This is a genomic window from Caulobacter sp. Root1455 (assembly GCF_001426905.1).
Classification (GTDB): domain Bacteria; phylum Pseudomonadota; class Alphaproteobacteria; order Caulobacterales; family Caulobacteraceae; genus Caulobacter.
Window position 1 is genome coordinate 456,995 of the sequence record NZ_LMFQ01000001.1, and the last position, 14,486, is coordinate 471,480.

The following is a 14,486-nucleotide window of genomic DNA, read 5'->3' on the forward strand; positions in this document are numbered from 1 at the left end:
CGAAAGCCGGCTACAATCGCCAAGTCGAAAAAGGGCCATGGACCGGACGAGGTAAGCCCGGTCGCTCCGACTTTCGGAGAACCTGTACCCTCGCCTCACGGCTGGGACCCACGACGAGACGACGGCGCATCGTGCGCCGCCGGCTCGGCGTGCGAGGTCCCGATGTCGATACCGATAGAGCCACCCGTGCGCCGCGCCTCACCTGAAGGAGTGCGCTGATGCGCCTGAACCACATCGACTTGCCCGTGCCCGACGTCGCCGCGACGCGGGGCTTCTTTGAAACCTGGCTGGGCTTCACCCACGAGCGCACCCTGGGCCAGGACGGCCTGTCCATCCTGCGCGACGACGCCGGCCTAGTGCTGGTGCTCAGTCGGCTGCGCCGCGACGGGGCCCAGACCTGGCCGATCCCGTTCCACATCGGCTTCCACCTGGAGAGCCAGGAGGCGGTGTCGGCGCTCCATGCTCGCCTGGCGGCCGGCGGCCTCCACGTCGCCCCGCCGACCATGCAGCACGGTGCGTTCGGCTTCTATCTGACCGCGCCGGGCGACATCCTGCTGGAGGTGGCGCACCGCGCCTAAACACCGCGCGAAACGGGGACAGGCGTATGCGCCTGTCCCCAGCCGTGGAGCCGCTCTCAGCCGTGCTGGCTCAGCGCTCGCCAGCCGATGTCCGAGCGATAGAACCCGCCCTCCAGCGACACGGCGCCCAGGGCCGCGTAGGCCACGTCGCGGGCTTCGTGGAGGGTCGCGCCCAGGGCGCAGACATTGAGCACCCGGCCGCCCGAGGCCACCAGCCGGCCCTCGGCGTCGCGGGTCGTGCCGGCGTGGAAGATCACCGCCTCGCCGCCGAACTCGCTGTCGGCGCCCTGGATCAGGCCGCCGGTCTTGGGGGCGTCGGGATAGCCCTCGGCGGCCAGCACCACGCAGATCGCCGCCTGGTCGCGCCAGACCGGCTTGTCGGCCGAGGCCAGCTGACCTCGCGCGGCGGCCAGCAGCAGCGGGACCAGGTCGCTTTCCAGCCGCAGCATCAGGGTCTGGCATTCGGGGTCGCCGAAGCGGGCGTTGTACTCGACCAGCTTGGGCCCCTGCGGCGTCAGCATCAGGCCGGCATAGAGCACGCCGACATAGGGGCAGCCCTCGGCGGCCATGCCCTCGACGGTCGGGACCACCAGTTCGCGCCAGGCCTGCTCGACCAGGGCGTCGGTCAGGACCGGCGGCGGCGAATAGGTGCCCATGCCGCCGGTGTTGGGGCCCTCGTCGCCGTCATAGGCCCGCTTGTGGTCCTGCGCCGCGCCGAACAGCACCGCGGTCTTGCCGTCGCAGATCGCGAACAGCGAGGCTTCCTCGCCGTGCATGAACTCCTCGATCACCACCCGCGCCCCGGCCGAGCCGAAGCGGCCGCCCAGCATGTCCAGCACGGCGGCGTCGGCCTGCGCCCGATCGGCGGCGATCACCACGCCCTTGCCGGCCGCCAGGCCGTCGGCCTTGATCACGAACGGCGCGGTCAGGGTGTCGAGGAAGGTTCCGGCCGCAGCCGCGTCGGTGAACACGCCATAGGCCGCCGTCGGCAGGCCGTGGCGGGCGCAGAAGTCCTTGGTGAAGGCCTTGGAGGTCTCCAGCCGGGCGGCCTGGGCGCTGCCGCCGAAACAGGGGATCCCGGCCTTGGCCAGTTCGTCGGCCAGTCCGACCTCCAGCGCCGATTCCGGACCGACGACCACCAGGTCGGCGGCGATCTCCCGGGCCAGGGCCACCAGGCCCGCGACGTCGGTCACCTTCACGGCGCGCAGCTCGGCCACCTGGGCAATACCGGGATTGCCCGGCGCGGCCACCAGCCGGCCGCACAGCGGCGACTGGGCGATCTTCCAGGCCAGGGCGTGCTCGCGCCCGCCGGACCCGACGAGCAGGATGTTCAGCTTTTCCATGAGGCCGGGGTGTCGCGTGGCCAGCGCGCGGGGTCAAGACGAATGCGGCGCGCGGGGAGCACCCTCATTGGCGGCACATTGACATAACTCTCTCAAAAGTAGCATCTTCCCACCCATGCTCCGAGCGACTTCGAACGCCGGGCCGGGGGGAAGCGCCATGACACTCAAGAACATCGAACACGTCGTCGTGCTCATGCTGGAGAACCGCACGTTCGACAGCATGCTGGGCTGGACCTACGAAAAGGACTCGCCGACCTTCATCCCGCCGGCCACCGGGCCGTATCGCGGGCTGCAGGCGGTCAATCCCAACGACTTCCTCAACACGGCGCTGAACGGCACGCTCGCCGCCAAGCCCACGCGCGGCGTGACCGGCTTCACGGTCCCCGACTTCGCGCCCGGGGAGTCGTTCCAGCAGGTCCTGACCCAGTTCTACAACACCCGCACGCCCAAGCCCGACGACCCCGTCACGATGAAGGGGGTGCTGGCCGACTTCGTCGAGGTCCTCAAAGCGCGCAAGCTGAGCGACGCCGACATCCGTCGCCTGGGACCGATGGTGATGCAGAGCTTCACCCCGGCCCAGGCCCCGGTGCTGAACCAGCTCGCCCGCCACTACGCCGTCAGCGACGCCTGGCACGCCTCGGTGCCGTCGCAGACCAATCCCAACCGCGCGTTCCTGATGTGCGGCACCTCGAACGGCATGATCAACAACGGCGACCTGGAGACCGATCCGCGCGCCAAGGAGATCCAGAGAATTGTCGGCATGGCGATCGGCGACGACCGCGTCGACGCGCCGACGATCTTCAACGCCCTGGAAACGGCGGGGGCCGACTGGAACGTCTTCTACGAGACCAGCTACCTGCCGCAGAAGATCTCGACCCTGCTGAAGGAGATCGGGATCATCGCGCCCTTTGTCCCCTTGCTCCGCGAGGTCTACCTGGCGCTGAAGCCCTACACCGACTACCTGGTGGGCCTGACCTCGGGCGCCCTGGAGTCCTGCTACACTTGGCGGCTGTTCCCACAGATCAAGGCCAAGATTCCGGGCGCGGAAAACCGCTTCCGCAAGACCGAGGAGTTCCACCGCAGGGCGCGCGCGGGCAAGCTGCCGATGTTCAGCTATATCGAGCCCTTCTGGTCGATTTCCCACAGCACCGTCGACAACAAGGGCTACGAGAACCTGTTCTCGGCCCTGGGCAACGACTACCACCCGCCCGGCAGCGTCCTGGCCGGCGAGCAGTTGGTGAAGGAGGTCTATTCCAGCCTGATCGCCAACAAGGCCGCCTGGGAAAAGACCCTGCTGCTGATCACCTTCGACGAGTTCGTCGGTTCGTTCGACCACCAGACCGCCGACCTGAAGCCCGGCAAGGTCAAGCCGCCGTGGGGCGCCGGCAAGCCGCCCTATCAGAACAGCGCCGGATTCAAGTTCGACCGCCTGGGCGCGCGGGTGCCGACCATCGTGGTCTCGCCCTATGTCCAGAAGGGATCGGTGTTCCGCTCGAAGACCGACACGCCCTTCGACCACGCCTCGGTGATCACCACCATGCTGGAGAAGGTCGGGCGTCCCGACCTGGTGGCCCAGTTCGGCGAGCGGGCCAAGAACGCGCCCAGCTTCAGCCACGCGGTGACGCTGACCACGCCGCGCACCGATCCTATCCTGCCGTTCGTCGATATGCCGCGCCGGAACGGCGACCCGGTGCTGTACGGCCAGACCTTCCATCTGAAGAACCAGCACGGCGTGTACCTGGCCCCCGCCGTCTGCGCGCTGAAGGTGACCAACTCGGTGTTCTCCAAGGCGATCATGGACCTCTTGGTGGCGTTCGACGTCGCCGCCTATTTTCCGAAGATGGACAAGACCAAGGCGCCGGTGTCGTTCGTCACGACCCTGCCCGATCCGACCGCCCAGATCCCCGACCATTCCCTGGTTCTGCTGGTCTCGCGCGAGCCCGGGCCCGGGGCCCGCAACGTCCTGGGGGCCTGGGACGATTCCCGCTCGTGCTACTATCACGACGAGTATCTCGAGGGGATCAATCTCAAGAAGCAGACCTGGGTGGTCAGCAACATCGACCATCCCGGCCAGCCGCTCCTCTACGGCGGGAAGGTCATCATCCACAACCTGCACTTCCGCGATCAGCGGCTGTCGCAAGACAACCGGATCGGGATGTCCCAGTGGGTGACCACCCGGAAGGACGGCGACTACTGGACAATCGAGCCGGGCCCGGTCGGGGTCTAGGTCGAGCGCTTCCGTACGGCCTGGAGCGCCAGATAGACCACCGCGGCCGCCGCGAAGGCCGGCAGGGTGGCGCCCACCTCGGGCGCTGTCCTGCCGAGCGCCTGATAGGCGCCGACGCCGATCGCCCAGGCGGCCAGGCCCGGGAGGTTCAGCCCCAGGGTCTGGGCGTCGGCGGCCTCGACGCGGCGGCGGCGCACGATGAAGTGGTCGGCCAGCAGCACGCCGAACAGCGGCGCGAACACCGAGCCGATCAGCAGCAGGAAAGTCTCGTAGCGCGCCATCGGCGCCAGCAGGGCGACGGCCGTGCAGACCACGCCGAAGCCCAGGGCCAGGCGGGTCGGGCGGATCGGCGCCAGGGTCGCGGTCGAGACCGCCGCCGAATGGATGTCGGCGAAGGTGTTGTCGGTCTCGTCGATGACGATCAGCAGCAAGGCGATCCCGCCGCCGCTGGCCGCCAGGGCCGACAGCAGCATCCCCTGCCCGCCCCCGGCCGCCAGGGCGTAGGCCGCGCCCAGGCCCATGAACCAGACATTGGCCAGCAGGTATCCGACGGCGCTGCCCTGGAACATGCCGCGCGGCGAGCGGCCGAAGCGGGTGTAGTCGGCGATCAGCGGCAGCCACGACAACGGCATGGCCACCACCAGGTCGACCCCGGCCCCGAAGCTCATCTCGCCGGTGCCCGCCTTGGCCAGCAGGGCCGCCAGGTCGTGCTCGGCCAGCAGCCGCCAGGTCAGCCAGCCCGCCCCGGCCAGTAGCAGCCACAAGCCCCAGGCGCGCAGGAACCGCCGCACGAACGACACCGGCCCCATCACCGCCAGGCCGGTGGCCAGGCCGCCGAACAGCAGCGTCCATAGCAGGGGATTGGAGACTCCGAAGGTCTGCCGGGCCAGGGCGTCGGCCGAGTCGCGCATGGCGATGATCTCGAACGCGCCCCAGCCGGTCAGCTGGACGGCGTTGAGCACCGCCGGGATCGCCGCCCCGCGCGCGCCCAGGGCCAGCCGCAGCGACCCCATGGCCGAAAGCCCGGTGTCGGCGCCGACCACGCCGGCGGCGGCCAGCAGCAGCGCGCCCAGCACCGAGCCGGCGACGATCGCCGCCAGCGCCGCGCCCAGGCTCAGGCCGGGCACCAGGAAGGCGCCGGCCTGCAGCACCAAAAGGCCGATCCCCAGGCTGAACCACAGCGAAAAGGCGTCGAACGCGCCGAACGCCCGGCGCTCGGGCGGCACGGGCGTCAGGGGGTCGTAGGAGTCGGCGGGGTGAAGCATGGGCGGTGATTAGCAGGAACAGCGCGGCCGCGTCATCCAGGCCTTCTGCCGTGGGGGAGGACCTGAAACACGCGGTTTTCGGCCTCGGTCGGGGGAGGGGCAAGAACGGGCGGCGGAGGTGAGTTCGCGCTGTGGTGTCGGCGCGAATTTGGGAAACACGAGGTTCTTCGGCGCGTTGGTTCGAATTCCGGCGCCTCCGGGGCGCGTAACAGGAGCCCAGATCATGGCTCGCATTGATGGAACCAACCGGGCGGACACTCTCGAAGGCGGCGCGCAAGGCGACGTCATCTACGGCAACGGCGGCGATGACGTCCTTTGGGGCAAGGGCGGCAAGGATCAACTCTATGGCGGAACGGGCGATGATGTTCTGCACGGCGGCGACGGCGCGGACCGGCTGCAGGGCGGCCCCGGCAACGACACCTATATCGGCGGCGACGGCGCGGACCGCTTCGTCTTCACCGACGTCCCCGCTTCGGGCTCGACCTTGGAGACCGTCACGGTCTACCAGATCGGCGACATTCTCGATTTCAGCGACATCGACGCAAACTGGAACCGTGACGGCAACCAGGCCTTCCGCTGGCTGGGCCAGGGCGATTTCACGGGCCGCCCCGGCGAGATGATCATCCGCCACTATGGCGAAGGCATGAGCGCCTACACCGAGATCTTCGTGGACGTCGACGGCAACGGCCTGGGGGACATGGCGGTCAAGCTGAACAACGGCTGGTTCGACTTCAATCCCGGCAACGGCGACCTGATCCTGTAGGGTCGGCGCGGCGCCTTACGCCGCGTCCAGATCCAGCGAATACCCCGCCGACCTCACCGTGCGGATCGGATCCCCGTCCACGTCCCCGTTCAGCGCCTTGCGCAGCCGCCCGATGTGCACGTCGACCGTCCGCGCCTCGACATAGACGTCCGAGCCCCAGACCGCGTCCAGCAGCTGTTCGCGGCTGAACACCCGGCCCGGGTGCTGCATCAGGTAGTCCAGCAGGCGGAACTCGGTCGGGCCCAGGTGGACTTCCTTGCCCTGGCGCTTCACGCGGTGGGCGACGCGGTCGATGACGATGTCGCCGACCGTGATGCGGTCGTCGGCCAGGCCCGGGCGGATGCGGCGCAGCACGGCGCGGACGCGGGCGGTCAGCTCGATCATCGAGAACGGCTTGACCACATAGTCGTCGGCCCCGGTGTCGAGGCCGCGGATCCGGTCGCTCTCCTCGCCGCGCGCCGTCAGCATGATGATCGGCACGTTACGGGTTTCGGAGCGGCCGCGCAGGCGGCGGCAGACCTCGATGCCCGAGACCTTGGGCAGCATCCAGTCGAGGATCACCAGGTCGGGCGCGCGCTCGGAGGCCATGGTCAGGGCTTCCTCGCCGTCGCCGGCCACGCCGACGACATAGCCTTCCTTGTCGAGATTGTAGTGCAGCAGCGTGGCCAGGGCGTCTTCGTCTTCGACCACCAGAACGTACGGAGTCACTTGCGCCGGCCCTCTTGCTTAGTTCGACAGGGTGTCGAGCTTGGGCCGCTGGGAGATGATCTCCTCGCCGGTCAGCTCGAAATGGATGATCTCGGCGATGTTGGTGGCGTGGTCGCCGATCCGCTCGAGGTTCTTGGCGACGAACAGCAGATGGGCGCACGGATTGATCGTCCGGGGATCGCCCATCATGTAGGTCAGCAGTTCGCGGAAGATGGCGTTGTAGTGCTCGTCCACCTCCTCGTCGCGGCCCCACACGCCGATGGCGCGCTGCAGGTCCGAGGCGGTGTAGGCGTCCAGCACGTCCTTCAGCCGGCCCTGGACCAGGCGGCCCATGCGTTCGATCGAGCGGGTCAGGGCGCTCATCGGATCGGCCTCGGTCAGGATCAGGGCCCGCTTGCCGATGTTCTTGGCCATGTCGCCGCAGCGTTCCAGGCTCATCGAGATCTTCAGGGCGGCCACGGCGTGGCGCAGATCCACGGCCATCGGCTGGCGCAGGGCGATCAGGCGGAACGCCTTGCGCTCGATCTCGGCCTGCAGGGTGTCGAGCCGCTCGTCGCGGGCCACGACCTGCTGGGCCAGGGGCGCGTCGCGGCGGGCGATGCAGTCGATGGCGTCGGCGACCTGGGCCTCGGCCAGGCCGCCCATGCGGGTGACCTCGGCCGTGAGGTGGTTCAGCTCTTCGCCGTAGGACTTGACGGTGTGTTCGGTCATCTCTTGTGCGTCCTGCCGGTCAGCCGAAGCGGCCGGTGATGTAATCTTGCGTGCGGGTGTCGCGAGGATTGGTGAACATCTCCTCGGTAGGACCGCTCTCGACCAGCTTGCCCAGGTGGAAGAAGGCGGTCTTCTGCGAAACCCGGGCGGCCTGGGCCATCGAGTGGGTGACGATGACGATGCAGTACTGGTTGCGCAGCTCGTCGATCAGCTCCTCGATCTTGGCGGTGGCGATCGGGTCGAGGGCCGAGCAGGGCTCGTCCATCAGGATCACCTCGGGGCTGACGGCGATGGCGCGGGCGATGACCAGGCGCTGCTGCTGACCGCCCGACAGGCCGGTGCCGGCCTGGTGCAGACGGTCGGCGACCTCGTTCCACAGGCCGGCCTTCTTCAGGCTGGCCTCGACGATGGCCTCGAGCTCGGCCTTGCCGGTCGCCAGGCCGTGGATCTTGGGGCCGTAGGCGACGTTCTCGAAGATCGTCTTGGGGAAGGGGTTGGGCTTCTGGAACACCATGCCGACCCGCGAGCGCAGCACCACCGGGTCGACGCTCTTGGCGTTGACGTCGGCGCCGTCGATCTCGATCGAGCCGGTGACCTTGGCCGAGGGGATGGTGTCGTTCATCCGGTTGATGCAGCGCAGGAAGGTCGACTTGCCGCAGCCCGACGGGCCGATGAAGGCGGTGACCGACTTGGCCGGCACGTCCAGGCTGACGTCGAACAGCGCCTGTTTCTCGCCGTAGAAGACGTTGACGTCGCGGGCCCGGATCTTGAACTCGCTGGTGGTCACGTGGCCGTGGCCGGCGGGGATGGCCGACGCCAGGGTCGGAGCCCCGCTCTGGCGTTGGGAGGCGGCGATCGTGTCGTCGCGGTTTTCGGTCGGCATGGCGTGTCCCAGCGAAAGCGGAGAAGCGAGGGGATTGAGGACGGTCATTGGTCTACCACCGGCGTTCGAAGCGGCGGCGCAGGATCACGGCGGCGGCGTTCATGACGATCATGAAGACCAGCAGCACGATGATGGCCGCGGCGGTGCGTTCGTGGAAGGCGCGCTCCGAGGCGTTCTCCCAGATGAACACCTGGACCGGCAGCACGGTGGCCGAGCTGGTGAAGGTCTCCGGCGCGCCGGGCACGAAGGCGACCATGCCGATCATCAGCAGCGGCGCGGTCTCGCCCAGGGCGTGGGCCAGCGACAGGATGGCGCCGGTCATCACGCCGGGCATGGCCAGCGGCAGCACGTGGTGGAACACCGTCTGGGCCTTGGAGGCGCCGACGCCCAGGGCGGCTTCGCGGATCGAGGGCGGCACCGCCTTCAGCGAGCTGCGGGTGGCGATGATCACGGTCGGCAGGGCCATCAGGGCCAGCACCAGCCCGCCGACCAGCGGCGAACCGCGCGGCACGTGCAGCCAGTTGATGAACAGGGCCAGGCCCAGCAGGCCGTAGACGATCGACGGCACGGCGGCCAGGTTGTTGATGTTGACCTCGATGACGTCGGTCCAGCGGTTCTTCGGGGCGAACTCCTCCAGATAGACCGCGGCCATCACGCCCACCGGAATGGCGATCATGGCGGTGATGATCAGCATCATGGCCGACCCGATCACCGCGCCCCAGACGCCGGCCTGTTCGGGTTCGGTGGAGTCGGAGTTGGTGAAGAACTTGGTGTTGAAGCCGGCCTTGACCGTGCCTTCCTTCTTCAGGCGGTCCAGCCAGTCCAGCTGCTGGTTGTCGAGCTTGCGGTCTTCCTCGGCGGTCGCCCGCTGGATCTCGCCCTTGTAGTAGAGGTCGGCGTCGGCCTTGACCGAGCCGGTGACGTCGACGGTCTTGCCGATCAGCGACCGGTCCTTCTTGATCATCTGCAGCAGCTGGTTGCCGAAGTCGCGCGAGACCAGATCCTGGACCTTGCTCGACACCGTGCCCAGGTCGTCGTCCTGGACGCCCAGCTTCTTCATCATCGCCTCGGCGACGATGTAGTCGTAATTGACCCCTTCCAGCGCGTTGGTGTCGATGCGCTCGGGGTTCAGATAGACCGGCACCGTCAGGGTGTGGGTCTCGAAGGTCGAATAGCCCTGGGCGACGATGCGGCCGACCAGCACCACCAGGAAGATCATGGCGACGATGATCGCCGCCATGCCCTGGGCGCGGAACAGCTTCTCGGAGCGGTGGCGCTTCCTGAGCAGGGCCTCGCGGGCCGACAGGGTCGGGCGGGCGGCCGGCGCGCCGGGTTTTAGGGCGGCGTCAGTCATATTGTTCCCGGTACTTCTGGACGATGCGCAGGGCGATGATGTTGAGGCCCAGGGTGACCACGAACAGGGTCAGGCCCAGGCCGAAGGCCGACAGGGTCTTGGGGCTGTCGAATTCCTGGTCGCCGGTCAGCAGGGTGACGATCTGGACGGTCACCGTGGTGACGGTGTCCAGCGGGTTGGCGGTCAGCTTGGCCTGCAGGCCGGCGGCCATGGTGACGATCATGGTCTCGCCCACCGCGCGGGACACGGCCAGCAGCATGGCGGCCATGATCCCCGGCAGGGCGGCGGGCAGGACCACCTTCTTGACGGTCTCGGACTTGGTCGCGCCCATGGCGTAGCTGCCGTCGCGCAGGCTCTGGGGCACGGCGTTGATGATGTCGTCCGACAGCGAGGAGACGAACGGGATCAGCATGATCCCCATCACCACCCCGGCCACCAGGGCCATCTGGTTCTGGACCTGCATCAGGTACTGGCCGATCCCGTCCAGCGGCCCGCCGACCAGCTGCTCGCCGACGCCGTTGAAGAAGGCTCTAAACAAGGGCCCCACGGTCAGGGCGGCGAAGAAGCCGTAGACCACGGTCGGCACGCCGGCCAGGATCTCGAGCAGCGGCTTGATCGTCGAGCGCAGGCCGCGACCGGCGTATTCCGACAGGTAGATCGCCGAGTAGAGGCCGATCGGGGCGGCCACCAGCATGGCGATCATCATCACCAGGAAGGTGCCGGCGAACAGCGGCACCGCGCCGAATGCGCCCGCCGAGGCCACCTGGTCGGCGCGCATGGCGATCTGCGGCGCCCATTCGGTGCCGAACAGGAAACCGAGGATCGGCACGGTCTCGAAGAAGCGCCAGCTTTCGTAGATCAGCGACATGACGATGCCGAGCGTGGTCAGCACGGCGGCGACCGAGCAGGCGATCAGCACGCCGGCGATCCAGCCCTCGACCCGGTTGCGGGCCCGGAATTCGGTGTTGATGCGCGGGGTGGCCAGCATGAAGCCGGCCAGGGCCAGCAGGCCGGCCAGGCCCAGGACCGAATAGCTGACGATGCCGTCGATGCGCTTGGCCTCGACGACCTTGGCGTCGAACGCGGTCTTCAGGGCGCCGTCATAGGCCACCTCGCTGGCGGCCTGGCCGGTGGCGACGGCGTTGACGTCGCTGAAGAACACGTCCTGGCGATCCGCCGTCAGGGCCTGCACCACGGCCGGGCGCTGGGCCTGCAGCATGGCGTCCTCGACCCGGCCGCCGAACATGGCGCCCAGTAGCAGCAGCAGCGCCGCCGGGGCGCCGGCCCACAGGGCCGCGTACAGACCGTAATAGTTCGGCAGCGAGTGGAGCTTGGCCGCGGAGCCGCCGGAGGCCTTCAGCGCGCGGCCTCGGCCGGCCATGAAAGCCGCGCCGGAGAACAGGGCGAGAAACAGGAGCGAGAGCCAGGTCAGCATGCGTGCGGCGGGGTCTTGCGCGAAGGGATGCGATGACGGCGCACAGCGCGCCGTACCGCCCAGCCGATCTATGCCGGGCGGGCGCCGACCTTATGCGACGTTTTGACGACAGTTTTGCGACAGCGTCGGAAGGGGGCGGGGCGGCCTTCGGAATCTGGCTTCCGCATGGAAGTCTTCGTCACCCTCAACTTGGCCGCTCAAGGCCGCCTTGCGAACTGCAAGGTAGGAATTTGTGCAACGCTATGAGGCCGAGCTCTGTTCTGAAAAGGCATTTGAGGGGCTGGCGATGTTTAAGTGCAATGCCGTTGAAGACGAGCGCGCGTCCTGTCTCTGCCACACATCAGCCTTCGCGAGGTTCAACCAGCAACTGGACGCGCGGTTCTCACGTCGGGCTTTCCTGGCCGGCGTCACCGCGACAGCCGGAGCACTGTCGTTTGGGCAGGCCCGCGCCGCCGTTCCCGAGGCGCCCAAGGCGCCGATCGCCTTCACCAACATTCGCCTGTTCGATGGCAAATCTGAAACGACCCGCACGGGACAACGGGTGATCGTCGAGGGCGGGAAGATCGCGGCGGTGGAGCCGGACAACGCGCCGCCGCCGACCGGCGCGCGGGTGATCGACGGCGGCGGACGCACCCTGATGCCCGGCCTGATCGACGCCCACTATCACATCATCATGGCCACCGTGCCGATCACCGCCCTGCTGACGGCGGATGTCGGCTATCTGAACCTGTTGGCGGCCGGCGAGGCCGAGCGGACCTTGATGCGGGGCTTCACCAGCATCCGCGACATGGCCGGGCCCAGCTTCAGCCTCAAGCGGGCCATCGACGAGGGGACCGTGGCCGGACCACGCATCTGGCCGTCAGGGGCGATGATCTCGCAGACCTCCGGCCATGGCGACTATCGCTTTCCCTACGAGATTCCCGCCGCGCCGGGCGCGCCGCTCAGCCGGGGCGACGCGATCGGCGGCGGCGCGATCGCCGACGGCCCGAGCGAGTTGCTCAAGCGGACGCGGGAGCAACTGATGCTGGGAGCCAGCCAGATCAAGCTGGCGGCGGGCGGCGGCGTCTCCTCCAACTATGACCCGATCGACGTGGCGCAATATACCGAGGCCGAGTTTCGGGCCGCCGTCGATGCGGCCGAGAACTGGGGCACCTATGTCGCCGTTCACGCCTACACGCCGCGCGCCATCCAGACGGCGATCCGGGGCGGCGTGCGCTGTATCGAGCACGGCCAGCTGATGGACGAGGCGACGGCGAAGATCATGGCGGAGCAGGGCGTCTGGGCCAGCCTGCAGCCGTTCCTCGACGACGAGGACGTCACGCCGTTCCCGGCCAATTCGCCCAACCGCGCCAAGCAGATCCAGATGACCGCCGGCACCGACACCGCCTACGGCCTGGCCAAAAAGTACAAGCTCAAGACCGCCTGGGGCACCGACACCCTGTTCGACGCCAAGCTGGCGACCCGCCAGGGCGCGCAACTGGCCAAGATGATCCGCTGGTATACGCCGGGCGAGGTCCTTCACACCGCCACGGGCGTCAACGCCCAACTGCTGGCGATGTCCGGGCCGCGCAACCCCTATCCGGCGGCGATCGGCGTGGTCGAGGCCGGGGCCTATGCGGACCTGCTGCTGGTCGAGGGTGACCCGACGCGAGACATCAACCTGGTGGCGGATGCGGCGAAGAATTTCCGGATCATCATGAAGGACGGTCGCCTCTACAAGGCTACGCTGTCCGCGACCTGACCCTGGCTCTCCGTCCCCTTCGCCATCGGGAAATACACCCCGAACGTCGCCCCCTCGCCCTGCACGCTCTCCACCGTCATGCCGCCCCGGTGGCGGTTCATGATGTGCTTGACGATGGCCAGGCCAAGGCCCGTGCCCGAACGCTCGCCGCTCTTCTGGCCCTCGACCCGATAGAATCGCTCGGTCAGGCGCGGCAGGTGCTCGCGGGCCAGGCCCGGGCCCCGGTCGCTGACCCAGAGCGACGCGTAGCGCTCCTCGACGGCGTGGTCGGGGGTCAGCAGCGACATGCGCGCCGCGGCGGGGTCGCGCGGCGCGGCGGCCATGTCGGCGGTCAGCCCCGAGAAGATCTCCACCCGCACGACGCCGTCGCGCGGCGTGTATTTGATGGCGTTGTCGACCAGGTTCTGGATGACCTGGACGATCTGGTCGCGATCGCCCTCGACCACGGCCGCGCCGCGCGGCGGCAGGACGGGATCGAAGGTCACGGCCTTGTCCTTGGCCTGGGGCGTCAGGGCGTCCAGCACGTCGATCGTCGCCATCGCCAGGTCGACCTGGCCCAGCGGCGCGATGTGCTCGTTCAGCTCGATTCGCGACAGGCTCATCAGATCGTCGATCAGCCGCGCCATCCGCTCGGCCTGGGCCTGCATGATGCCCAGGAACTTGTCGCGCGCGCCGACGTCGTCCTTGGCGTGGCCGCGCAGGGTCTCGATGAAGCCCGACAGCGAGGCCAGGGGCGTGCGCAGCTCGTGGCTGGCGTTGGCCAGGAAGTCGGCGCGGGTGCGCTCGCTGCGGCGGGCGTCGGTCTCGTCGCTGAGGATCAGCAGGGCCAGGCGCGAACCGCGCTCGTCGACGCCCAGCGGCGCGCAGTGCGCCGCCCACTCGCGCCCCTGGGCCCCGCCGCCGACATAGTCGACCGAACGCCGCACGCCGCCGAACAGGCTTTCGTCCACCGCCTCCAGCACCTGAGGGCTGCGCAGGGCCGAGACCAGCAGCCCGCCGCGCGGCTGCAGCTTGAACAGGTCCCGCGCCGCGGCGTTGGCGAACACGAATCGCCGGCCGGTCAGGTCGTCGGCCTCCTCGGCGGCGATGACCATCAGCGGATCGGGCAGGGTTTCGAGAATCAGGCCGAAGGGCGGCGGCTGGTCGACCAGGGCCGGGGCGGGCGCCGGGGCGACCGAGTCGACGGACCGGGTCAACACCCGGCGGGCCAGGACATAGCCGGTCACGCCGCTGATCAGGGCCAGGGGAACCGCCGCCGTGGTGTTGGCCCCGCCCGCCGCCGCCAGCGCCAGAAGGGCCGCGGGTCCGGCCAGCACGGCCCCCCAGACGCCCAGCGGCGTGCTGATGGACCCATCGGAACGGGCTGACGAGGACGGCGAGGCCATCGGCATGCGGCAGTCTCGATTTTTCACGAAGGGAGGATTCGGTGAACCAGATATGGCGCCCCGGGAACGCTTGCGATAGACCGTCAAACGCCT

12 protein-coding genes are annotated in these 14,486 nt (G+C 68.7%); 4 read left to right on the forward strand and 8 right to left on the reverse strand.

Annotated elements, in window-relative coordinates; all coding sequences use genetic code 11:
• Positions 1-218: 218 nt before the first annotated feature.
• Positions 219-578, forward strand: a complete 360-nt coding sequence (locus ASD21_RS24410) for a VOC family protein (protein ID WP_156398254.1) — start codon at positions 219-221, stop codon at positions 576-578.
• Positions 579-634: 56 nt separating this feature from the next.
• On the opposite strand, the gene purD is transcribed toward ASD21_RS24410, so the two are convergent.
• The gene (gene purD / locus ASD21_RS01955; RefSeq protein ID WP_056435887.1) at positions 635-1,921 is read right to left on the reverse strand and encodes a phosphoribosylamine--glycine ligase; all 1,287 of its coding nucleotides are present in this window, start codon (positions 1,919-1,921) and stop codon (positions 635-637) included.
• Positions 1,922-2,078: 157 nt separating this feature from the next.
• Between purD and ASD21_RS01960 the strand changes: the two genes are divergently transcribed.
• Entirely contained in the window at positions 2,079-4,148 is a 2,070-nt protein-coding gene (locus ASD21_RS01960) for an alkaline phosphatase family protein (RefSeq protein WP_056435890.1), read from the forward strand.
• Here ASD21_RS01960 and cytX read toward each other — a convergent pair.
• On the reverse strand, positions 4,145-5,413 hold the full coding sequence (cytX, locus tag ASD21_RS01965) for a putative hydroxymethylpyrimidine transporter CytX (RefSeq protein WP_056435893.1): 1,269 nt from the start codon (positions 5,411-5,413) through the stop codon (positions 4,145-4,147). The two genes, ASD21_RS01960 and cytX, sit on opposite strands and share 4 nt — an antisense overlap.
• Before the next feature lie 223 nt (positions 5,414-5,636).
• Between cytX and ASD21_RS01970 the strand changes: the two genes are divergently transcribed.
• Positions 5,637-6,176 (forward strand): calcium-binding protein, encoded by a 540-nt coding sequence (locus ASD21_RS01970; RefSeq protein ID WP_056435896.1) that lies wholly within the window; start codon positions 5,637-5,639, stop codon positions 6,174-6,176.
• Positions 6,177-6,191: 15 nt separating this feature from the next.
• Here the strand turns inward: ASD21_RS01970 and phoB are convergent, their stop codons facing one another.
• The 5 genes from phoB to pstC are packed head-to-tail and all read right to left on the reverse strand — an operon-like array spanning position 6,192 to position 11,267.
• Positions 6,192-6,884 (reverse strand): phosphate regulon transcriptional regulator PhoB, encoded by a 693-nt coding sequence (gene phoB / locus ASD21_RS01975; protein ID WP_012288542.1) that lies wholly within the window; start codon positions 6,882-6,884, stop codon positions 6,192-6,194.
• A gap of 18 nt (positions 6,885-6,902) precedes the next feature.
• The gene (gene phoU / locus ASD21_RS01980) at positions 6,903-7,595 is read right to left on the reverse strand and encodes a phosphate signaling complex protein PhoU (RefSeq protein WP_056435899.1); all 693 of its coding nucleotides are present in this window, start codon (positions 7,593-7,595) and stop codon (positions 6,903-6,905) included.
• 19 nt (positions 7,596-7,614) lie between these two features.
• Positions 7,615-8,478 carry a phosphate ABC transporter ATP-binding protein PstB gene (gene pstB, locus ASD21_RS01985; protein ID WP_442856936.1) on the reverse strand — a complete coding sequence of 288 codons (864 nt, stop codon included), beginning with the start codon at positions 8,476-8,478 and terminating at the stop codon, positions 7,615-7,617.
• Between the two features lie 52 nt (positions 8,479-8,530).
• A complete protein-coding gene (gene pstA / locus ASD21_RS01990) occupies positions 8,531-9,832 on the reverse strand; it encodes a phosphate ABC transporter permease PstA (RefSeq protein WP_056435901.1) in 1,302 nt (433 codons plus the stop codon).
• Positions 9,825-11,267, reverse strand: a complete 1,443-nt coding sequence (gene pstC / locus ASD21_RS01995; RefSeq protein ID WP_056435902.1) for a phosphate ABC transporter permease subunit PstC — start codon at positions 11,265-11,267, stop codon at positions 9,825-9,827. Before pstC ends, pstA begins: the two co-directional genes overlap by 8 nt.
• 286 nt (positions 11,268-11,553) lie before the next feature.
• Between pstC and ASD21_RS02000 the strand changes: the two genes are divergently transcribed.
• Entirely contained in the window at positions 11,554-13,008 is a 1,455-nt protein-coding gene (locus ASD21_RS02000) for a metal-dependent hydrolase family protein (protein ID WP_082554591.1), read from the forward strand.
• Here ASD21_RS02000 and ASD21_RS02005 read toward each other — a convergent pair.
• Positions 12,981-14,399, reverse strand: a complete 1,419-nt coding sequence (locus tag ASD21_RS02005; RefSeq protein ID WP_056435905.1) for a sensor histidine kinase — start codon at positions 14,397-14,399, stop codon at positions 12,981-12,983. The two genes, ASD21_RS02000 and ASD21_RS02005, sit on opposite strands and share 28 nt — an antisense overlap.
• Positions 14,400-14,486: the final 87 nt, after the last annotated feature.

Excerpts from the sequence above, each read along its gene's own strand:
- ASD21_RS24410 (WP_156398254.1), top strand. The coding sequence starts at position 219 with ATGCGCCTGAACCACATCGACTTGCCCGTGCCCGACGTCGCCGCGACG.
- purD (WP_056435887.1), bottom strand. The coding sequence starts at position 1,921 with ATGGAAAAGCTGAACATCCTGCTCGTCGGGTCCGGCGGGCGCGAGCAC.
- ASD21_RS01960 (WP_056435890.1), top strand. The coding sequence starts at position 2,079 with ATGACACTCAAGAACATCGAACACGTCGTCGTGCTCATGCTGGAGAAC.
- cytX (WP_056435893.1), bottom strand. The coding sequence starts at position 5,413 with ATGCTTCACCCCGCCGACTCCTACGACCCCCTGACGCCCGTGCCGCCC.
- ASD21_RS01970 (WP_056435896.1), top strand. The coding sequence starts at position 5,637 with ATGGCTCGCATTGATGGAACCAACCGGGCGGACACTCTCGAAGGCGGC.
- phoU (WP_056435899.1), bottom strand. The coding sequence starts at position 7,595 with ATGACCGAACACACCGTCAAGTCCTACGGCGAAGAGCTGAACCACCTC.
- pstB (WP_442856936.1), bottom strand. The coding sequence starts at position 8,478 with ATGCCGACCGAAAACCGCGACGACACGATCGCCGCCTCCCAACGCCAG.
- pstA (WP_056435901.1), bottom strand. The coding sequence starts at position 9,832 with ATGACTGACGCCGCCCTAAAACCCGGCGCGCCGGCCGCCCGCCCGACC.
- pstC (WP_056435902.1), bottom strand. The coding sequence starts at position 11,267 with ATGCTGACCTGGCTCTCGCTCCTGTTTCTCGCCCTGTTCTCCGGCGCG.
- ASD21_RS02000 (WP_082554591.1), top strand. The coding sequence starts at position 11,554 with ATGTTTAAGTGCAATGCCGTTGAAGACGAGCGCGCGTCCTGTCTCTGC.
- ASD21_RS02005 (WP_056435905.1), bottom strand. The coding sequence starts at position 14,399 with ATGCCGATGGCCTCGCCGTCCTCGTCAGCCCGTTCCGATGGGTCCATC.